We start from the raw sequence: 21,680 nt of genomic DNA, 5'->3' as shown, positions 1-21,680 counted from the left end.
TTCAATCGATTGAAGGTGCACGTTTGAGTTATGATGAATCACCGCACCGTCATTTCCGAAAAACAGCTCTTGTGATTGGGTATTTATTTTCTTCTGATTAGAAATTGTTGAATGCTGAATTGCAAACGTTCATGGAAAAGTCTCGATCTCATCCTGGGCAATACATTCGGGTGTTCGGTGGCTGATCATGAACAACCGAAAGATGCAACGGTCGCGGAAGGCAGTTACGTTGTTTCGCGAAGAATGATTTTAATAACAACAAAAAAACAGTATGAAGGAGAAAGGGAAAATTTAAATAAAAATGAAGGGCCGACAGAAAGTCTGACGGCCCTTGCCCCGGAGAATTAATCTTGGCGGACTGATCTCAGGGTAATTGTTCAAATCGAAATTCAAACAAATCTTGTAAATATATGAATTTTTATACTTGGTGGGTTCCAGGCTGTATAGGTACGGTTGTTAACCGACTATTTGCCAACTTAATTGATCGACGAGCAGGGTGTTTTTTTGCCTTACTCATTAGTGCATTTCTGTGGCCGATGTGTCTCCAAGCACAGAGTACTAAGGTTGTCAGCGGGGTGGTCTATTCCGGAGATACGGATGAACGATTTCCCGGCGTAAATATCCTTGTTGAAAACACGACACAGGGAACATCGACAAATGAAAATGGTGAGTTTACCATAGATGTACCTAACGAAAACTCAGTACTGGTTTTTTCATTTATAGGCTATTTATCACAAAAAATAAAAGTCGGATCTCAAAGCAAACTTGAAATTCGATTAACGCCAGATGAAGAAGTACTGGATGAGGTAGTTGTCATTGGATATGGTGAAGCAAAGAAATCTGATTTGGTGGGCTCAGTGGGACACGTAAAAACCACGAAATTTCAGGAAAGTGGCTATGGTAATTTTCAGCAGGCTTTCGCCGGGCGTGTGGCAGGCGTTGTTGTCAATGAAACCTCCGGGCAACCGGGGTCGGCCCTGTCCGTTGAGATTCGGGGTGCTAGTTCACTCAACTTCTCGACACAGCCACTCTATGTAATTGACGGTATTCCACTCGAATCGCCCAATGTGGGTGCCTTGAATTCCAACGCCAACTTATCGGGGGGAGCTGTTGCAAGCCCATTGGCGTCGATCAACCCGAATGATATTGCCAGTATTGAAATTCTTAAAGATGCTTCGGCGACGGCTATTTATGGGTCGCGAGGAGCGAATGGTGTCGTGCTTATTACGACCAAAAGCGGTCAGAAAGGGAAGACCAAAATCGAATTTAATTATTCCACGAGCGTGGCCACGCCCCTTAAACAAGTTGACGTACTGGGCGCTGCGGATTTTGCGCAAATGGCCAATGAGGCCTACAGATACCGTAACCCAGCAAGTGATTTTATTCCATATCTGGAAAGTGACATCCCTAATTTAGTTGAGTTTAATCCTCAAAAAGCAGTGACGGTGAAGGCCGTAACACAGGACGCAAACATTTCAATTTCAGGGGGCGAAAACCGATCAAGATATTATATCTCGGGGCAATTTTTTAACCAGCAGGGGCTAATAAAATCTACGGGATTTAAACGGTATAATTTTAAGGTTAATTATGAAAATGAAATAACATCAAAATTAATACTGAACACGAGTATCAACCTGACCGCCAGTAAATCAAACGGAAACCTGACAAGTGATATCATTCAAACGACGCAGCGATGGGCTCCGATATTGCCATTTTATACGCCCGATGGCACCCTAAATCCTATCACGGTTCCTTATTATTATGGTACAGAGGCTTATGATGATCCGACGTACGGCCGTATTTATTACAACGCAAGATTTCCGATTACTGAGGTAATATCTCGGATTAGCCCAAATAGTTATGCCACAAATCCCGCCAATTATATTGATGGAAACATAAAAGGCGGTGGAACGGTAAATATCAATACAAATACGCAGATCCTTGGAAATGCTACATTAACCTACAAGATTTCAAAGGATCTTAAACTCGCGGGTGTACTGGGTGTAACCTCGTATAGCGGGACACTGGAAAACTACCTGCCGTCGACCATTCTACCTGTATTTACAACGCAGCGCGGCGTAGCCTCTTTGGGGAATCTTCAGAGCAATAAGGTGCTTTATCAGGCCACGCTGAGTTATGACAAAAAATTTGCGAAACATAATCTGAATGCGGTGGTTGGCGCTACTGCTGAGAAGTATATTGAAAAAAGACAAACGGTTTCCTCGCAAGGGTTTGTAAATGATTTAACGGGGGTGAATGCTATTCAAGCCGGACAGGTGCCACAAGCACCCGTCAGTGATTACAGCGGTTATCAGTTATTGTCATCGATTTTCAGAACGAGTTATAATTATGATGATCGTTACTACCTGACGGTATCCGCGCGGTATGATGGTTCCTCTAAGTTTGCGGAAGATAATCGATTTGGCTTTTTTCCATCGGTTGGAGCCTCCTGGCGGATCGTCAACGAAAAGTTCATCAAAGACCTTCAAGCCCTTAGTGAACTGAAGCTACGCGCGAGTTATGGGGTGATCGGTAATCAAGCGCTTGGTCCATACAATACGCTTTCAACGTTAAGCGCTGGCACGGTAATGTTTGGCAATGCCCAAGCGAATGCGGCATATTCGCCAAGCCGTTTACCAAACCCTGGTTTAACCTGGGAGAAGACGAGCCAGACTAATATTGGTCTGGATCTTGGTCTGTTTAAAGATCGCGTTAGCCTGCAAGTGGACCTTTATCAAAAGATGACGGATGACTTGTTATACACCATTGATTTACCGGGTACTACTGGTTTTACAAGCTACACGAAAAATGCAGCAAGCGTTAAAAATGAAGGGCTGGAGATAGCACTCTCCACAGTCAATGTTGAGACCGGAGAGTTCAGCTGGTCAACAAGCTTTAATATTGCTTTCAATCGAAATCTGGTGAATAGACTGGCTGGAAATTCAGGCGAATTTTTGGGGATCAATCAGTTAATCGGAAACTCTTATCTTTTTATTCTTGAGCCTGGGAAACCCATTGGTCAATTTTTTGGTCTGAAGGCCGAACCCGTCTGGAATGAAGAAACGATTAAAACCAAGCCTGCGACATTTCAGCCCGGTGCGCGCGAAGGAGATATGCGCTACGCTGACATCAACAACGATGGTCTGTTGACCAACGATGACAGGGTATTTATTGGTTCGGCCTTGCCCCAATTTACGGGTGGATTCCGTACCGAACTTCGTTTCCGAAACTTCGACCTTGCAGCTTTTTTCAATTTCTCGTATGGCAATAAGATTTTCAATCAGAATGATTGGATCCTGACTAACATGAGTGGTGATAATAACGTCTATCAAAAAACATTTGATGCTCGTTATATTCCGCTTTCAGCCATACCCCCGGGGTCAACTCTGGAAGCCGTTCAGGCCAACAATGCCACTACCCGCGTACCCACACCCGGTTCGACCTTTGACCGTCGGGAAGTGAGCGACTTTTATATTGAGGATGGATCGTTTCTGCGCTGCAAAGATATCAATATTGGCTACACCTTTCCCCGGTCAATAATCAGTAACCTAAGGATTAGTAATCTGAAAGTGTATGCAAACCTTCAGAACTTGGTAACCTGGACACGCTATTCAGGCTTTAATCCTGAAGTTGGTGCAGGTAGTCTTGCGACAAGAGGACTTGACAACGGTAGCTACCCCATATTCAGGAATTACCGATTGGGTGTTATGGTAACTTTCTAAAAATTATTTGTCGATTTAATTAAAGATCATTTCCATGAATCAAGTATATACACTATTCGTCTTTTGTTGTTTGATGGCTACCTGCTCTGGCTGCAGTTCCTTTTTGGAAGAAGACCCCAAAAGTCAGATCGCCACAACGAATTTCTATAAGAATGATAACGACGTTGTTGGGGCAGTCAATGGTATTTACCTGGCTATGCGAGAAGATGTGACGGGTAATATTTCACCTATTTGGATGGCTGAAATGCCAACGGATGATGCACGATTGGGTGGAACACCAGTGAGTGAACGACTGGAAGTTGAAAACCTGATTTATGCCTCCCGACACAATTTTGTCAGGGCTGTGTGGAACACAGCATACAAAGCTATTGGCCGGGCAAATGCAGTGCTTACGTATGTTGACACCTTGACTAATACTACCCTAAATCGCGCAGTCGTCAGGCGGTCTTTTGGTGAAGCTCGTTTTTTGCGCGCATTTTATTACACTCGGCTCGTGCAATTATATGGTGATGTTCCGCTGGTATTGACACCCGTAGACGAAAGCACGCTGTATCCGGTACGTTCTCCGAAAACTGATGTGTACCAGCAAATTATTGATGATTTACAATATGCCGAAAAGACCCTGGCACCCAATTACACCTATACGGAGGCAAACGGTGGTCGCGCCACGGCGGTTGCTGCGAAAGCACTGTTGGGTTATGTGTATATGGTCATGGGGGGATATCCGATGAACGATGCCAGTAAATGGCCGCTAGCGGTTGCTAAACTGGAAGAGATCATTGCAAACAAAACCCAATTCAAGGTGGATATTATGCCAGCCTACCGAGATATTTTTGATGTTACCAAAAAAGCGGCCAACAAAGAGAATATATTTTATTACAAAGGTGTGTCAGGACAAACATCCAGTTTTTTAGCCTATACCCGGCTTCAATATTGGTATTATGGATTTACCTCCGTTATACCTACTAACGAAGTTATTGACTCGCTATACCAACCGACTGATCTGCGTCAAAATGTGAGTATTGCCCGCAAATCTGGTTCATCCATTGTACCGATAACAACCCCGCCGGGAACGACCATCCCCATTATCAATAAGTATGTTGATAACCTGACCAATAGTAATGACAACCAGAATGATTTTCATGCCTTGCGCTATTCGGATGTGGTGTTGATGTATGCTGAATCCCTAATTGAAGTGGGGGGAGCGAACAATCTGGAAAAAGCATTGACGGCCATCAATTCGGTACGGGTGCCCCATGCGGGTTTACCTGCATTAACCTATACTGACCAGGCCGATTTACGTCAAAAACTTCGTCAGGAGCGACGGCGTGAGCTGGTTTTCGAGGGCAAGCGATATTATGATCTGATACGCTGGAATACGTTTGTACCCACCATGAAGGAGCACTTGGCCAGAGAGTATAACAAGGCGATCACTGATTTTAACTACGTCGATCAGAACCGAATGCTGATGCCACTGCCGTATATCGACTTGGTTAATAATCCGAATCTAACGCCTCAAAATCCCGGGTACTAATAAATATTTGCAGGATAGGTCACCTGACCAGATGGTGTAAATGAGCGGAGGTTCTATGTGAACATCTGACTGAAGTGTATGAATACTTTAACAATAATTTTTATGACAACGAAGAAACTTTATGCGATACTTTTCGGTATCGCTGTGTTTAGTGCTGCAACTAGCAGTGTTTGCGGCCAACCACCCGACGAATCCTATACACTGCTTTTTGAAGAAAATTTTAAAGGAAAGACCGTCAACGAAAATGATTGGAGATATAGATTAGGCCCACGTGTTGGCACCGGTATAGACGGGTTTGGATTAAAAGAAAATGTATTTGTGTCCGACAGTGGATTACATATTCTGGCCAAACAGGAAATGATAAACGGCAAGCTGGAGAACACCGGTGGTGGAATAATCAGTAGGCATCAATTTGGTTATGGCTACTATGAAACGTTATCAAAACCATTCATGCAAGGTACCGGGGTGCATTGTTCATTTTGGCAATCAGGTGGAGCTTTTCCGAATAATAGCATCTTCGAGATTGATTCTTACGAAATTGATTCTAAGTACAAAATGGGATGTAATAATTTATACATTCATCTCGGTTCAAAGCAGCATCCCTATGTACCCTGGCCCTGCCGGGCAAACCTGCCATTTGAATTTAGACCTGACGGATGGTTTCTGGATGCCTATGAGTATACTCCCGAGGGCGTTACATTTTATGACAATGGCAAGGTGGTGGCCCGTGCTGAATGGCGCGAACTTACTGCGGCGCAGGTCGTTTGGTTGTCAGCCCTAAATGGAGTGGGCAAAGTAGATGCTGCCAAGCAGCCCGGAGAAACTCTGTTTAAATATTTCAGGTATTATGCAAAGCCTTATCCGGGCATCAATCTATTGCCAAATGGAGATTTTGAATACAATATGGACAAGATCCCAGGCGATACGCCTATCGCCTGGCAAGTTGAAGGAAACAACAAGGTGATTGCATTGCCTATAGGTGCATCGAAAATTGGTGATTATCATTTAAGGATTGGGCACGTCAGTGAGAAAACAAACGTTACGCTCTATCAGGTACTTGAATACATTCTCAATGATTCGTATCAACTCTCAGCCTGGGTAAAAGTTCCGCCAAGTGTTTCGGAAGCAAGTATCGTTGTTTCAGAATTTGGTAAAAAGGATATCAAATTAATGCTCCCGACAAGCGATGAATGGAAAAAAATAGTTATTCCCGATATCAACGTACAATGCAACAAAGTTAAAATAGCTATCCAGGGCATAGCTCCTACAGGTGCATTTATATCGTTAGACGATTTGCGTTTTTTTAAACCGAATCTTTCAGCGAGCGTAACCAATGAATCAGGACCTCAAAAATACACGGGGGAACCGGTATGGAAGATAGCGCAGAAGTATCCAATAGACTTCAAAGACGATAAAGCCTTTTACTTCTTTGATAGAAATGTCGGACTGGGTGATTTATCAACAATTCATCTCGAAATAACCGCTGATAAGTTTATGAATACTTCCCCGATTGCGCGAATGCCGAAACAGGGAAATTCCGGATGGGCAATTCGATTAAATGATGCGGGTGATATTTCTTTTAGTCTGGGGAGCATGGCCACCCATACTGATGTGATTGCCAAAAATGCTTACCGGCCAGGGATAAAAACTGCGGTGACCTGTACATATGATAAAGGAGAGGTTGCAATATATTCTGACGGCGAGTTAGCGGTTAAGAAAAGGGTAGTGGATTTTAATATGGATGATAAAACTGCTGCAGGTAAAATGGGAAATACAGGAACAGTCTTCGAAGCAGTAGGCGAGGTAATGGCCCCATCAAAAGATAAGACCGCTTTAGGAAAAATTGAGCCTTATAACGGGAGAATTGAAAATGTGCAGGTATTTAATAATGTACTTTCTCCAAGCCAAATCAAAGATCTGATTAAAAAGTAAACCAGTGAGTTGTAAAGTGTAGTGATCGCATGGGATTTTTGGTCTCGCGCTCGTTCGATTTACTTGATTACACTGAAGTAAGAAGCAAGAGTTTACACTGCTCTAAATTGAGTCTTATCACGTTGGGTAGGTGTAAACATAATTGTCCAAATGTTAAAATACGATGTCACGCATAAAGCTTTCAGAATGAATAAAGTAACAATGAAGACTATAAGAATTTTTTTAGTTGCTCTGCCTTTGGCCGTAAGTGCGCAACAATCAGCCGGTCAAAAAGCATCTGCCCAAGGGTTTAGTGAAATGACTACGCTGGAGCAGTTTGGCGGGCCATCGTTAGGAACTTACGCCCCATCGCTAGCCGAAAAAAAACGGATAGCATGGTATCAGGAAGCCCGGTTTGGAATGTTTATACACTGGGGTTTGTATTCAAAAATGGCAGGATACTGGAAAGGTGAAAAAGTTTATGGTGGTGAATGGGCACTTAAATTACATAAGCTTCCCCTTGAGGAATATCGTGAATTGGCAAAGGAGTTTAATCCATTACGATTTAATGCTGAGGAATGGGTGTCAGTGGCTAAAATGGCCGGTATGAAATACATTGTTATTACGGCCAAACATCATGATGGCTTTGCGATGTTTAAGTCAAGGGCGTCGGCGTATAACATTGTGGATGCCACTCCGTTTCAGCGTGACCCTATCCAGGAATTGAAAGAGGCTTGCGACCGGCAGGGCATTAGGTTCGGGATTTATTACTCACATGCTCAGGACTGGGACGAACGTGATGCATATGGTAACAACTGGTCTTTTAGCGGGTATCAAGGTGATATCGACGTCTATCTTGAAAAGAAGGCTCTCCCTCAAATCCGCGAAATCTGTGAGCAATATCATCCCGCGATTATGTGGTATGACACACCCGGTGGTATGACATTAGAACGCGCCCAGCATGTCGCCGAAGTTACCCGCAGGAGCTCACCTGATGTCCTGATCAATAGCAGAATATTTTCTGGTCCCGGAAGTAACGTTGGGCTTTGGGATTACACAAATGGTGGCGATAATGAAGCATTTGAACAATATTCGAATGTCCCCTGGGAACTTTGCGGAACCATGAACCAGAGTTGGGCTTATAAGAAATGGGATACTGATTTTCGCCCGGTTAGTGAATTACTTTATCACCTTATCGATGCGGTTTCTAAAAATGGAAACTATTTGTTGAACATTGGCCCCGACGGTGAGGGTGAGATTTCATTGGCCTATACTGTGCGTTTACGGCAAATAGGCAAATGGCTAGCCGTGAACGGAGAAGCTATTTACGGTTGCCATGGTACAGCTTTTGGAACTGAGTTTGGAGAGTACCACCAAGTGGATGGCAAAAGGAAATTCGTTGCGGCTCCTGCCAACTGGCGTTGCACTACGAAACCGGGAGAAGTATACATCCACATTCTGAACTGGCCAGAAGATGGTCAACTTGAATTGCCTGCTTTGAAGGCGAAAATAAAAAGCGCAACCTTCCTGGCAAATGCAAACGCCAAGATACGTGTGGAGCAAACTCGTGATCGTACTATCCTGACAATGCCTAGAAAGGCGCCCGATGAATTTGTTTCCATTGTGAAGTTGAGCCTGTAAATGTTAGAATTTATCTTGTTTGGAAACAGTCGGAGCAGGGTTTGGCCTAAGTACCTGCGGCACTGTTCAGCGAAGAGGTGTAAGCAATCTAAAGTCGCTCTGGAAGCAACATAGTAGGACGTTTCCAAGTGCTCGAAGATTTACAGGTATCCGATCGAGAGCTATAAATTGATGAGATGGAGACCATGGGTAAATTGGTTATTTTTTTAAAGGACTAGTTTGCATATATACCACCTGCCAGGGTATAATCTTCAACTGGCGTTTTATTCATTTTATCTAGCCCGACTCTGTAGACCCAATCTGCTAATTCTTGACCACTGCCTGCTAAAATTCATTCACTTTTTTTTTAGCAGAAACCAGACTTTGCAATCGATTGAGGTCGCAAGGGGATTCGATGATACATCACACCTCTGGATGACTTCATAAACTAAACCTTAAATAAGTAATGAAAACATTTTCTACAGGAAAAACAGTTTTGCGATTGGGTCTTTTCCTTCTGCTTCTCCTGGGCAGCTCCAATTCACTGAGAGCCCAGGCAATCGTTCATGGAAGGGTCTCAACCACGTCTGGGGAGATACTTCCCGGCGTTTCGGTGCTGATCAAAGGGACAGCCAAGGGAACAACGACGGACGTAGAGGGTAACTTTACATTGTCGGATGTACAATCTTCGGATGTCTTGGTCTTCTCCTTCATCGGCTATTCAAACCAGGAGGTGGAAGTTGGAAATCAAACGAGCATTATCGTTACGCTTCCACCGGACGTTAAAACGCTTGGCGAGATTGTCGTTGTCGGCTACGGAACACAACGCAAGATAGAAACCACCGGCTCCATTATTTCGGTGAAAGCTGAAGAACTCATGCAGACACCCGTAGTCAATGTTGCCCAGGGGTTGCAGGCGCGTGCGGCAGGCGTACAGATTACTCAAAATTCGGCTGCACCTGGAGGCAGTATCAGCGTTCGCGTTCGGGGTACGAACTCGATCAACGGAACATCGGAACCACTCTATGTTATCGATGGCATTCAGATTTCGAATGGCGCCAGCAATAGCGGCGTATCCAGTGCGGGAAGTGCCAACGATAGTGGTAGTAAAGACCTTAGTCCGTTGTCCACCATTAACCCCGGTGATATTGAATCTATTGAAGTATTAAAAGATGCTTCGGCGACGGCCATCTATGGGTCGCGAGGCGCCAATGGTGTGGTATTGATCACAACCAAGCGAGGTAAGGCCGGTTCTACCCGAATTACTTACGAGACGTATTATGGCATGCAGAAGGTACGCAAAACAATGGCCCTGATGAACGCGGCAGAGTTTGCACAACTGGAGAACGATGTTTTCAAAACCAAGGTGTACAGTGACCCCGCTTCCTTAGGTCAAGGCACCGACTGGCAGTCGCTCATTTTTCGGGAAGCGCCCATGCAGAACCACCAGTTGTCCATCAGTGGTGGTAGCGAAAAGACCCAATTATCTCTTTCCTTGAATTACTTTAATCAGGATGGGATTATTGTCAATTCAAACTTCAAACGCTATTCGCTCAGAACAAGTTTTGATCATCGTGTCAGCAATCACCTTAAGATCGGCACCAACATCATGGGAAGTTATAACATAAACAGTGCTGTGCCGACTGGCAGCGGGGGCGACGGCAACTCCGATGTTTTGAACGGTGTATTGGGTGCAGCCATGGCTGCGGGGCCTACGTTGAAGCCTTATCGCGACGATGGATCAATTTATAACTTCTCCGACCAGCTTGACGGTCGTTACCGGGAGGTGGTCAATCCGCTGGCGCGCCTGGCTGTTCTGAATAAATCCAACATCAACAGAGTATTGGCAAACGTCTATGGTGAAGCGAATGTGGTAACTGGTTTGACGTATCGTGCATCGTTTAATGCGGACTTGCAGAACTCCTTGACCAATGGTTATACGCCGCGCTACACGATCGCCTTTGTTGATCAGAATCCTTCTTCCGGTTCAGGATCGAAAACCTGGTCGAACACGCTCACGCTGCTACATGAAAGTATTCTGACCTATTCAAAAACGCTGGCCGAAAATCATACGGTGAAATTTACCGGCGTATTTGCTACACAAACCACGGCATTCCAGACCAATGCGGTAACGGCAAACGGTTTTCCTAACGACGCCACCACAAATGAGAACCTGGGACTTGCGCTCACTGTAGCAACTACCAGTAACCGAACAAAAGAGCGTTTGGATTCCTACATGGGTCGCATCAACTATGGCTATAAGGATAAAATATTTTTTGATGTAACGGCAAGGACAGATGGGTCCAGTAAGTTTGGTGCAAACAACCACTACGGTTTCTTTCCTGCAGCCTCCGTTGCCTGGCGCTTGAGTGAAGAATCCTTTATGAAGGCGGCAACCTTCGTGAGTGACTTGAAGCTTCGGGGCAGCTATGGCTTAACTGGAAACGCCGGTGCTATCAGTCCCTATAAATCGCTGCCACTGTTGGTGACGGGCAGCAACTATCAGATTAACCATGCTTACCAAAAAGGGATCTCGCCGGCTGGAATCGTGAATCCGGATTTACGCTGGGAGAAATCCCTTCAGGCAGACATTGGCATTGATGCGAGCTTGTTTCAAGACAGGTTGGAACTTACCGTAGATGTTTATAAAAAGACGACACGGGATTTGCTTTACGACATGGCGTTGCCACTTTCTTCGGGCTACAAGTTCATAACAACCAACTTAGGAGCCATTGAGAACAAGGGGCTTGAACTGGCGGCGACTGCGCACTTGACGCCGGGGGCTGTGAAATGGAATATTTCGGCCAATGCGACATTTAATCGCAACAAAGTTCTTGATATCGATGGACAAACGCAGGAACGTTTTGTAACGCCGTATTCGGTGATTAAAGTTGGTCAGCCATTGGGGTTATTCAAAACTTACATATTCAACGGGATTTATCAAACCGGTGAACCGGTACTGGCTGGGCCTGACGGCGGTCGCACAGGCGGGGCAAAGATTCTGGATTCCAACAAGGATGGCGCCATCAGCGCCGACGATCAGGTCATTTCTGGCAACCCCAATCCCAAGTTCATTTATGGATTTTCGTCCAACGTTTCCTTTCGGAAATTTGATTTTAACGTCTTCTTCTCTGGTTCCTACGGAAACGATATATACAATTTTACCCGCTATAGCTATGAAAACCCCAACGGTCTGCGCAACCAGTTTGCTTATGTTGTGAACCATTGGAGTGAGACGAATCCTAGCAACGAATTGTCGGGCCCACTCCAGGGAGGACGTCAGCCGATCACGGATAAATTTATTGAAGATGGATCCTATCTGCGTTGCAAAAATATAACCCTTGGCTATACTCTTCCTGCCATTAAAGGGGTGAGCAACATCCGCGTATATGTGTCGGCAAACAATTTATTTACGGTAACCAACTACAGTGGTTTTGATCCGGAAGTAAATTCCTTTGGCAATTCAAACGTGGCCATCGGTGTGGACAACTTTACCTACCCCACAGCCAAATCTTACTTGGCGGGAATACAAGTTTCTTTTTAACCATTGTTAATGATCTAACGAGATGAAAATAATTGCAATAAAGCGAACCATAAAAGTTGTGCTTGCCAGTGCGCTGTTGGTATCAGTAGCATCCTGCAAACTCAACGAGGACCAGTACGTTTACTCTTCCATTTTTAAAGATAACTTTTACAAAACAGCCTCTGATGCTGAAGCCGCGATCTCCGCTGCCTATGGCCCATTAGGAGATATGTATGGTGGTCCGGCAGCCGTGCTGGCTTCCGATCTTAGTGCTGACCAGATGTATCCCCGGGTTGTAGTGTCTCGCAATACGTTGACCTTGTTCACCTACGATACGAATTTCACCGGCCAGCGCACTGCTGGACGCCAGGGAGAATCTCCTTACCAAATCTGGCTGTCCTGCTATGACGGGATAGAGAAAGCGAATTGGGCCATACGGGGTGTACCATCAGCATCGATGGACGCCGCCCGCAAGCAACAGATTATTGGTGAAGCCTATTTTCTGCGCGCGTTTTATCATTGGACAGCGACAAAGAATTTCGGTAATGTAATTGTCAAAACTGCGCCAAGTGACAATGTGCAGCTCGCGGCTTTGCCGAAGAGTCCTATGGCCGTGGTCTATAAGCAAATTTATCAGGATCTGGATTCTGCTATAGCTAAACTTCCCGTACACACGGCAGGACTTCCGAAGGGACGTCCCTCAAAGGAAGCTGCTCTTGCACTCTACGCAAAAGCGGCACTCTATAACAGTGACTGGGGTACCGCCGTGGCTAAAGCCGAAGCCGTGTTGTCAAATTCATTCCTGATGTTAATGCCCAATGTGCTGGATGTTTATGATGCATCTAAAGAGGACATCGCGCGGGTTGAGAATATCTTCGCGTTTGAATCGGAATCCACTACCTCGGTGACGGGATCCCAGTCGGCCTCCTCACAGCAACTCACGGGTCTGTATGGACCGCCCGCCAGCAATGGCCCGGCCTATGGTGTGACCACGTATGGTTCCTGCTTTGTGTATCAAAAATTCTTTGATTCATTCGATCCAAAAGATAAACGACGCAACCTTTTGGATACAACCTATATCGACAAGAAAGGCAACGTCGTTCCGCAAGCCAGTATCACTCCAGTAACCAAGAAGGGTGTATTGGTAAAGAAATATCGGGATCCGGTCTCTATCAGTGGGTATACACCCAACGTTCCTATTTTTCGAGTTGCTGACCTCTATCTTATTGCCGCAGAAGCCGAAGCAAGGTTGAATGGCGCCACCTCAAAAGCATACCAGTACATCAACCGCGTTCGTCAGCGTGCAGGGTTGGACGATTTGACGGAGGGTTTGGGTAAGGATGCCTTTGTCGATGCCGTGATCCAGGAACGTTCGTGGGAGTTGTTCTGCGAAGGGGACCGTTGGTATGACCTGACACGCACCGATAAATTTTTAACGGTAATTCCGTTGGCCGTCAATGAGATTTATCCCGTACGTCAACCCCAGGCCAGGAACAAATACTTTCCGATTCCTCTGGATGAGCTTAACGCGAACCGATCACTTGAGCAGAATGATCCGTGGAAATAAGTGTCGTAGGATCGACGGGATAGGAAATAAAAAAGATCTCCAAAGGTTGATGGAGCCGAGCTAGCAAGAAAAAAAGTAAGAGATGAAACGAAGACAATTTATCAGCCATGCAGGTAGTACAACGCTGCTGCTGTTGGCAGGGAACATAGGTTCCTTTGCCGGTAAGAAAACTACATTGAAAGGTGAGTTTGTTTTCCTAGAAGCAGAGCAGTTTGCAGACCTCGGCGGGTGGGACCTGGATCAACAGTCGATGGATCAGACGGGTTCGCCTTATCTCCTGGCGCACGGCTTAGGTGTGCCTGTGCAAGATGCTACTACGCGCGTTCAACTTCCCTCACCCGGTAAATATCGGGTGTGGGTTCGAACGCGTGACTGGGTCGCACCCTGGAATGCCCCTGGTGCGCCCGGGAAATTTCAGGTGTTAATCAATGGGAACGCGCTGCCCGAAACGTTTGGCACAAAAGGGGCGGAGTGGCATTGGCATGATGGCGGAATAGCCGACCTACCGCGGCATTCTACGATTGCTCTTCACGACTTAACCGGCTTTGAGGGCCGTTGTGAAGCGATACTTTTATGTAAGGACATTGACTTCGAGCCCACCAACGATGTGAACGCCCTGACACGGTTTCGTCGTAAGTTGCTCGGGCTTCCCGACAAGCCGCAGGAGGGTGGCAACTTTGATTTAGCGGTCATCGGCGGGGGGTATGCTGGTGTTTGTGCCGCGCTCTCGGCGGCAAGAAACGGATTGAAGGTCGCCTTAATCCAGGATCGCCCGGTGCTTGGCGGCAATTCAAGTTCTGAAGTGCGGGTCTGGCCAGAGGGTAGAACAAACTTCGAGCCTTTCCCGCATATTGGCGATATCGCGCAGGAGATTTCGCCCGACTTGTCTCAGTTGGTATATGGAACCCGAAATGCTAGGCAGGGCGCATCGTACGATGATCAGCGTAAGTTGCGTGTTGTCCAGAACGAGCCCCGCATTAAGGTCATGCTTGAAGAGCGCGCCATCAGCGTGGAACGCGACGGAGAGCAGATTACGGGAATAGTCATCCAAAATATTCGTACAGCCAGGCAACAGCATATCAAGGCAACGTACTTCGCAGACTGCACGGGAGATGCGATAGTTGGTTATTTGGCAGGTGCCGAGCATGAGATTTCTGCGTCTGGAATCATGGGCATGTCCAACCTGTGGAATGTAATGGATGCAGCCAATGATCAGGAAGTGCTGAAATGCGAATGTAAAGATAAGGCTGCCTTGGCCATCTCATGCGAGATTGGTAAAACTGAACAGCCGTTTCCGCGTTGCCCCTGGGCAATCGACTTGTCCGATAAGCCATTTCCGGGGAGGAAGAATTATAAGGGGCAATGGGGTTCCGATGATCCTCTGGGAAACCTTGGTGGGTGGTTTTGGGAAAGCGGCTTCGACAAGAATCCTATTACGGATGTAGAGAAGATCCGGGATCTCAACTTCAGGGCAATGTATGGAGCCTGGGACGCCTTGAAGAATGTGGACGGCCTTTATCCGAACCATCGGCTTAACTGGTGTGCCTTCATTGCTGGCAAGCGTGAATCGCGGCGTCTGATGGGTGATGTTGTATTAACAGCGGAAGATTTTCGGACCAAGAAGGCATATCCCGACGCGGCCTTTCCATGCACCTGGCACATCGATTTGCATACGCCGCACGAAGAGTTCGACGGTGAACTGCAAGGGCAGGAATTTATTTCCAGAGCCACCACCGGAGGTGACTTCGATTACGGTGGCTTGTACTGGGCCCCATACCGCGTTCTTTACAGCCGCAACATCAGCAACCTCTTTATGGCCGGACGCGACATCAGTGTAAGCCATGATGGCCTGGGAGCGGTTCGTGTCATGCGAACCTGCGGAATGATGGGGGAGGTAGTTGGAAAGGCTGCAGCACTATGCGTTCGCCACAAGACAACACCACGGAAAGTTTATGAAAGCCATCTCACAGAACTGCAGTCGCTGCTGAAAGAACCCGGCAGTAAGCGGATCTAATGATAACGTATCGCTAAGAAAAGTTGGACGAGAAAAAGGTGGGGTCAAACGTCGTAAGGGTTACAGAATTTATGGCCCCTACCTTTTCCCTCTTTCGCATGGCACAGGAAGGTCCTCAGTTACCATAATTTGGTTGACGTCATGGATTATTTTTAATGAATGCCGTGAAATAGATTGTGGTTGTGGGTAACGCTAGGACGATATACGTTGACTGGATTCCAGTTCTCTTTTTAGTGCTTCAATTTCACTGGATAACTGTTGTTGTGCTTTATTAACGTCAGTGACATCAATTGATACTCCGAGAATATTGATTTTCTGTGTGAGGCTGTTTCGGAAGGGAATCTTAGAGGTTTTAAGAATCTTTTGTTCGCCGCCCGGCATTCGAAGTTGTTGCTCTGGAAAATGTACTTCCCGCTGTTGGTCAATCACCCTATGGTCCGACTCGCGGATCAGGCGAATGGCTTGGCTGTCCTCGATAAATTTACTGTCGTCAAAGCCAATAATTTCTTCTTTTGGATAATTAAGAATAGAGGCCTGTGCGCGGTTCGCCAAGGTGTATTGCCCACGCTCGTTTTTGATAAATACCGGAAAGGGAATGTTGTCCACTACCAACTCTAGCAAGTCTGATTGTGCACGTAATTGCATTTCCTTTTCATGCATTTCTTTCTGCACCGCCATCAGGTGTTCGACATGTCGTCTGGTTTCTTCCTGGTGCTGGGTTATCTGCTCGGCCTGGCGGCGCGTGTTCTCCAACATACGCTGCGTCTGCAAGCTGATGTGAATGGATCGAATGCCCGTGCCGATAATGTAGGAGACTCGTTCAAGAAACTCTAACTGATGGACGTTGAATTGGCTGAACGATGCAATTTCCAGGACGCCTTCGACGCGAAGCTCGGATTTTAAAGGTACAAGAACTAAGCATCTTGGGGTGGCTGCCCCCAGGCCAGAGGTAATTTTGATATAGTCCTTTTGAACATTTTTAAGGATGATGACTTCCCCTTCCTGGTAGCATTGACCAACCAGGCCCTCCTTAACATGTATCTTCTGTTGAAGAAATTTGCGGCGTTCGTAAGCATAACAAGCCTGCAGTTGCAGATGCATTTGATCTTCGTCGACGATAAAAAAGGAGGCCTGGTTGGCCTTCAATCGTTTCACAATCGTGGAGGTCAGCTCACAATGTAGCTCACTTTCCTGTTGTTGTTTTCTGAGAATCTCAGATACAACGGCTATGCCTTCGGATATCCATCGCCGGTTTTGCTCTTCTTTTCGGGTTTGTTCACTATCCGCGCGGTGTGCGGTTAGTTCTGCTTCGGTAGCTTTAATGACCCTTTGCGCGGAGTCTAACCGAATGGACAAAGTTTGATGAAGCAGTATTTCCTTCATCTGCAAAATAATCATACGATAGGTCAATCCAAGTACGGCCGCGGAGGCGACAAAAAGAACGGCAAACTCTGAAAGTGCAGTCCAACCAGACACGATTGGCTCAAGGGCGCGGTACAGCAGGAAATGGTAGGAGAGCATTAACAAGATATTCCCATGAACGTAAAGGAAGCGCGCAATTTTTCGTTGGGGTTCGATGACAATAAATGGAAGAAGGCCTATGGCGAGTGTGAAAGTCGTTAAGGACACCTCGATAATTTGTGTTGCCCGCGGTAGGGCCGATAACAGGATTGAGAACAGCAGTGTGGTGAGGGGCCCAGCAATAAATTCGGCTAATGGGCGAGTGTCGGTCACCTTATGGGTGATGATCGTCAATCCACTTACAATGATGAGCAAGGGTACAACCAGCAACGCGGAGAAAAACAGGCTGCTCGTAATGGATAATATCAGACCGGCCAGTGCCAGGCTATAGCCGACGCGTGTTAGGTTCTTATCATAGGGCCTGAGCACAGCGGAATGTTCGAGGGTTTGCTCCATGAGTTTAAGCGTAATGTTTTTGAGGAAAATGTTGGGCTTCGTTCGCTAGATTTCAATCATCGCTTTAATCATATCGGGTTGAGCGGAAATCAAATGGAAATCTTCGGCAACAGCGTCAAAGGGAATTCGGCGGGTGATAAATTGGGTTGGATCAATTAACCCTTTATTCACCGTCTGAAGAACAAATTCAAAATCCGTCCGTGTAGCGTTGCGGCTGCTCATGAGCGTTGCTTCGCGCTTGTGAAATTCAGGGTGATTGACAGTAATAGTATTTTTTTGCAATCCAATCAATACATATCTACCCGAGTGCGCCAGGTATGAGAAAGCGTTGTTGATGGCGCCGATATTGCCGGTGGCGTCGATTACAACGGAGGCCATGTCGCCGCTCGTGATTTCGCGAACCAATTCTTGGACGTTGTCCTCCTGTGCATGTAATGCAAAACTGACGCCCAAACCCTTGCTAAATGCCAACCGATTTTCATTGACGTCTAAGCTGATGACTTTAGCGCCTGCCACAAGGCAAAACTCCATGGTGGCCAAACCAATCGGACCGGCGCCCACGATAAGGACATGGTCGTCGGGACCGACGTTGGCCCTTCGCACGCCGTGCGCGGCGATACAAAATGGTTCAATCAAAGCCAGGGTATCCAAGGGAAGGCCCTGACCATGCACAAGCAAATGCGACGGAACAGAAAGATATTCTACCATGCCCCCATCGGTGTGAACCCCGAGGACTTTCAACTGCTGGCAGCAATTGGTGTTTCCTTTTCGGCAGGGTAAGCACTGTCCGCAATGATCGTAGGGGATGATGGTAATATTTTCACCGGTACGAAAGCCAGGTGCATCGCCGGCAACATATTCGCAGCCGAGTTCATGGCCGAGAACACGGGGATAAGTAAAATAAGGTTGCGTGCCTTCATACGCGTGCAAGTCGGTTCCACATACGCCGATTCGTTTTATTTTAACAAGAGCATGCCCCTTCCTTAGGGAGGGAAAGTCTCGGTCGACGAATTCAAATTTACCGGGTTCAACACACGTTATTGTTTTCATGGTTACAGGCTTGATAAAGGGTAAGCTAAAGTGGTTACGCTACTGTTTGAAGTCTTCAAGGTGCGTCGTTGCGACGTTGAGGATAGGTGGCTAGTTAAGCTTCACAGGTTTGTATCCCGTTGTACCAAAGAACAATACAACACAGAAGCAACATAACGGCGTCCAGAAGGCAGTGGCAGTCGATCCAAAACTCCCCATCACTATCGGCACGATCGCTCCTCCTACAATGGACATGATGAGAAAGGATGACGCCGATTTGGTATGTTCGCCTAGCCCTTTGATGCCTAGCGCGAAGATGGTGGGGAACATAATTGAATTAAAAAAGAACGTGATGAGCAGCGCCAGAATTCCAGTGGAGGAATGGTAGTAGATGATGACTACACACAGCAGGATGTTTACCGCGGCGAAGATGCTCAACAGCACGTGGGGCTTTATTACTTTCATGAGGGCGGTACCCACAAAGCGACCGAGGGTGAAAAGAAGCAGGGCCGCTGAGAGTAAGTAGGATGCGTCTTGTTCGAGCATATGCTCACGGGATTCAACGCAGTAATTAATGAACAATGCGGCGCTACCAACCTGTGCGGCGACGTAAAAAAATTGAGCGATAACTGAATACTTGAAATGCCGGATTGAAAACAGGACTTTAACGTTTAGCCCAGAAGCCGCATCCTGTTTTATTTCCGGGAGTTTTACAATTAAGAACAGCACGCCCACCATCAGAACGATGATGCCAATTACCGGATATACAAACTTTACCGAGGAGAGGTCCGAAGCTTTGGTGGGTTGGCCAAAGAAGAGGGCTGCCCCAATGATAGGGCCGAGAAACGACCCAACGCCGTTAAAGCTTTGTGCCAAGTTTAATCTAAAGGTGCTCAGTTTTTCATCCCCCAATACACTCGCATATGGATTTGCAGCCGTTTCAAGAAAGGCTAGTCCGCTGGCGAGTATGAATAAGGAGGTGAGAAAAAGCGGAAAGCTTTCGGCGGATGCTGAGGGATAAAAGAGAAAGGCCCCGACAGCATACAGTAAAAGGCCAAGCACAATTCCACGTCGATAGCCAAACCGATTCATAAATATTCCGGCGGGCAGGGCCATTAAAAAGTAAGCACCAAAGTATGCAGCCTGCAGGAGCATGGAGTTTTGTTTGCTTACGGCCAGTGTGTTCTGAAAGTGTTTGTTTAAAACATCCAGGAGGCCGTACGCCAGCCCCCATAAAAAGAAAAGGCTCGTAACCAGGATAAAAGGAAAGAGCATGGAACTTGACGTGCGGGACTTGGTAGAGGCTTTGGGCATTATCAGGATAGGCATATTATCGATTGAGTTTTAATGACGGTCAGGACTGTATGGGGCCGCCAAGGCTAGCGGGTAAAGCGTCGAGTCTTCATAGGGTTTTGTGCTGTTATTTGCTTGCTTCGAAATTCAAAGCTGCATTACGAGGAGCAGTTTTACTTATAAGATATTAGCAGGTTGTGGCGACCGGTTAGCAAGGTCAAGATCTGGTAAAACGCTATTGCGGTGGATTATTCGCAAGCCCTAGCGGGAAATCAAAGATGGCTTATCAACCTTCGATCAGTAGTTAATAGATCATCATCAATTGCTAATACTTGGCAAGTGTTTAAGTTTTTTTTGCTAGACCTTTGAACCTGTTTCTTATGTCATTTCAATGATAATATTCCGAATTTTTCCGGTGGTCCTCCTTTTCGCCGTTGGCGTAGCGTGTACAAAAAAAACAACGGGTAGCGTATCAACCGATGGTGATTCTGCCTGTGATATGCACATTGCCTTGGGCAAGTTGCCTATGACGGCCAGGTTTGCCGACGACAGCTTGAGCATATGGTGCGGCTCATTGATAAAAGGTGACGATGGATTGTTCCACATGTTTTATTCCACTTGGCCTAAGCGAATGGGATGGGCATGGGTTACACATTCGGTGATTAAACATGCCGTGTCTTCTTCGCCTTTTGGACCCTTTGCATTCCGTGATGTGGTTCTGCCGGTGCGTGGAGCTCAATTTTGGGATGGCTTGTGTACGCACAATCCGACCATCCATAGGTTCGGTGAGAAATATTATCTGTACTATATGGGAAATACAGGAGATGGTATCAATCCCAATACCGAAGATTTAGCCGTAGAAAAACTGAACTTTGTTCATCGGAATAACCAACGCATTGGCGTGGCCGTGGCAGACAGTCCCGATGGGCCCTGGACCCGGTTTGACAAACCGATCATTGATGTAGCCGCCGACAGTACAGCTGCTGACGCTCTTGTGGTCACCAATCCGGCTATCGTGCAACGGCCTGATGGAACATTTCTAATGATCTACAAAGCGGTAGGTAAAAAGCGTCCGCTGCCATTTGGTGGACCTGTCGTTCACCTGGCGGCAACGTCAGAAAGTCCCACAGGCCCGTTTGTCAAACACGATGGTGAGATATTTACTGTTCACGGCGTTGATTTTCCAGCAGAGGATCCCTATGTCTGGTTTCAAAACAATCAATATTTTGCCCTTCTTAAGAGCATGCGGGATAGTGCAGGCGCAAATAATCCATCTCTGGTGCTATACAATTCACCTGATGGAATCACGTGGCGTCGATGTGATAAATCACCTGTCTCCGATCGTACCATTCAATGGCAAGACGGCCGGAGCCAGACATTTTTGCATCTTGAAAGACCACAGTTACTTTTTGAGGGCGATACACCATATGTACTTGTCTGCGCGGCCGACACGCTCGACGTGCATGGCGTGAGGCAAACGTTTAGTGTGCAGATTCCCATATTGGTGAGCGTTCCAAAGTGAGTATTGATCTCAAAGATGTTACCTGAGA

General features: G+C 46.5%; 11 protein-coding genes. 8 read left to right on the top strand and 3 right to left on the bottom strand.

Features of this window, described 5'->3' with window-relative positions; all coding sequences use genetic code 11:
- Window positions 1-410 precede the first annotated feature (410 nt).
- The 7 genes from JI741_RS31355 (at window position 411) to JI741_RS31325 (ending at window position 15,891) form a co-directional block, all read left to right on the top strand.
- Window positions 411-3,722 (top strand): SusC/RagA family TonB-linked outer membrane protein, encoded by a 3,312-nt coding sequence (locus JI741_RS31355; RefSeq protein WP_202016412.1) that lies wholly within the window; start codon window positions 411-413, stop codon window positions 3,720-3,722.
- A gap of 34 nt (window positions 3,723-3,756) precedes the next feature.
- The gene (locus JI741_RS31350; protein ID WP_202016411.1) at window positions 3,757-5,256 is read left to right on the top strand and encodes a RagB/SusD family nutrient uptake outer membrane protein; all 1,500 of its coding nucleotides are present in this window, start codon (window positions 3,757-3,759) and stop codon (window positions 5,254-5,256) included.
- A gap of 102 nt (window positions 5,257-5,358) precedes the next feature.
- Window positions 5,359-7,188 carry a LamG-like jellyroll fold domain-containing protein gene (locus JI741_RS31345; RefSeq protein WP_202016409.1) on the top strand — a complete coding sequence of 610 codons (1,830 nt, stop codon included), beginning with the start codon at window positions 5,359-5,361 and terminating at the stop codon, window positions 7,186-7,188.
- 150 nt (window positions 7,189-7,338) lie between these two features.
- Entirely contained in the window at window positions 7,339-8,808 is a 1,470-nt protein-coding gene (locus JI741_RS31340; protein ID WP_202016408.1) for an alpha-L-fucosidase, read from the top strand.
- A gap of 445 nt (window positions 8,809-9,253) precedes the next feature.
- Complete coding sequence (locus JI741_RS31335; protein WP_202016407.1) at window positions 9,254-12,331, top strand: SusC/RagA family TonB-linked outer membrane protein; 3,078 nt, start codon at window positions 9,254-9,256, stop codon at window positions 12,329-12,331.
- A 22-nt stretch (window positions 12,332-12,353) separates the two neighbouring features.
- Window positions 12,354-13,877 carry a RagB/SusD family nutrient uptake outer membrane protein gene (locus JI741_RS31330; RefSeq protein WP_202016406.1) on the top strand — a complete coding sequence of 508 codons (1,524 nt, stop codon included), beginning with the start codon at window positions 12,354-12,356 and terminating at the stop codon, window positions 13,875-13,877.
- Window positions 13,878-13,959: 82 nt separating this feature from the next.
- Entirely contained in the window at window positions 13,960-15,891 is a 1,932-nt protein-coding gene (locus JI741_RS31325) for an FAD-dependent oxidoreductase (RefSeq protein WP_202016405.1), read from the top strand.
- A gap of 192 nt (window positions 15,892-16,083) precedes the next feature.
- On the opposite strand, the gene JI741_RS31320 is transcribed toward JI741_RS31325, so the two are convergent.
- The 3 genes from JI741_RS31320 to fucP all read right to left on the bottom strand — a co-directional run bounded on the left by JI741_RS31320 (window position 16,084) and on the right by fucP (window position 20,166).
- Window positions 16,084-17,808 carry a GAF domain-containing protein gene (locus JI741_RS31320; protein WP_202016404.1) on the bottom strand — a complete coding sequence of 575 codons (1,725 nt, stop codon included), beginning with the start codon at window positions 17,806-17,808 and terminating at the stop codon, window positions 16,084-16,086.
- A gap of 45 nt (window positions 17,809-17,853) precedes the next feature.
- A complete protein-coding gene (locus JI741_RS31315) occupies window positions 17,854-18,858 on the bottom strand; it encodes a zinc-binding alcohol dehydrogenase family protein (protein ID WP_202016402.1) in 1,005 nt (334 codons plus the stop codon).
- A 90-nt stretch (window positions 18,859-18,948) separates the two neighbouring features.
- A complete protein-coding gene (gene fucP / locus JI741_RS31310) occupies window positions 18,949-20,166 on the bottom strand; it encodes an L-fucose:H+ symporter permease (protein WP_202016399.1) in 1,218 nt (405 codons plus the stop codon).
- 463 nt (window positions 20,167-20,629) lie between these two features.
- Here fucP and JI741_RS31305 point away from each other — a divergent pair, with 463 nt between their 5' ends.
- Window positions 20,630-21,652 carry a glycoside hydrolase family protein gene (locus JI741_RS31305; RefSeq protein ID WP_202016397.1) on the top strand — a complete coding sequence of 341 codons (1,023 nt, stop codon included), beginning with the start codon at window positions 20,630-20,632 and terminating at the stop codon, window positions 21,650-21,652.
- Window positions 21,653-21,680: the final 28 nt, after the last annotated feature.

The sequence above is a fragment of the Chryseolinea lacunae genome, assembly GCF_016735595.1.
GTDB classification, from domain to species: domain Bacteria; phylum Bacteroidota; class Bacteroidia; order Cytophagales; family Cyclobacteriaceae; genus Chryseolinea; species Chryseolinea lacunae.
This window is presented reverse-complemented; position numbering and strand designations above follow the sequence as displayed.

What these genes read in the sequence shown, in the direction of transcription:
- JI741_RS31355 (WP_202016412.1), top strand. Translation starts at nt 411, where the DNA reads ATGAATTTTTATACTTGGTGGGTTCCAGGCTGTATAGGTACGGTTGTT.
- JI741_RS31350 (WP_202016411.1), top strand. Translation starts at nt 3,757, where the DNA reads ATGAATCAAGTATATACACTATTCGTCTTTTGTTGTTTGATGGCTACC.
- JI741_RS31345 (WP_202016409.1), top strand. Translation starts at nt 5,359, where the DNA reads ATGACAACGAAGAAACTTTATGCGATACTTTTCGGTATCGCTGTGTTT.
- JI741_RS31340 (WP_202016408.1), top strand. Translation starts at nt 7,339, where the DNA reads ATGTTAAAATACGATGTCACGCATAAAGCTTTCAGAATGAATAAAGTA.
- JI741_RS31335 (WP_202016407.1), top strand. Translation starts at nt 9,254, where the DNA reads ATGAAAACATTTTCTACAGGAAAAACAGTTTTGCGATTGGGTCTTTTC.
- JI741_RS31330 (WP_202016406.1), top strand. Translation starts at nt 12,354, where the DNA reads ATGAAAATAATTGCAATAAAGCGAACCATAAAAGTTGTGCTTGCCAGT.
- JI741_RS31325 (WP_202016405.1), top strand. Translation starts at nt 13,960, where the DNA reads ATGAAACGAAGACAATTTATCAGCCATGCAGGTAGTACAACGCTGCTG.
- JI741_RS31320 (WP_202016404.1), bottom strand. Translation starts at nt 17,808, where the DNA reads ATGGAGCAAACCCTCGAACATTCCGCTGTGCTCAGGCCCTATGATAAG.
- JI741_RS31315 (WP_202016402.1), bottom strand. Translation starts at nt 18,858, where the DNA reads ATGAAAACAATAACGTGTGTTGAACCCGGTAAATTTGAATTCGTCGAC.
- fucP (WP_202016399.1), bottom strand. Translation starts at nt 20,166, where the DNA reads ATGCCTATCCTGATAATGCCCAAAGCCTCTACCAAGTCCCGCACGTCA.
- JI741_RS31305 (WP_202016397.1), top strand. Translation starts at nt 20,630, where the DNA reads ATGCACATTGCCTTGGGCAAGTTGCCTATGACGGCCAGGTTTGCCGAC.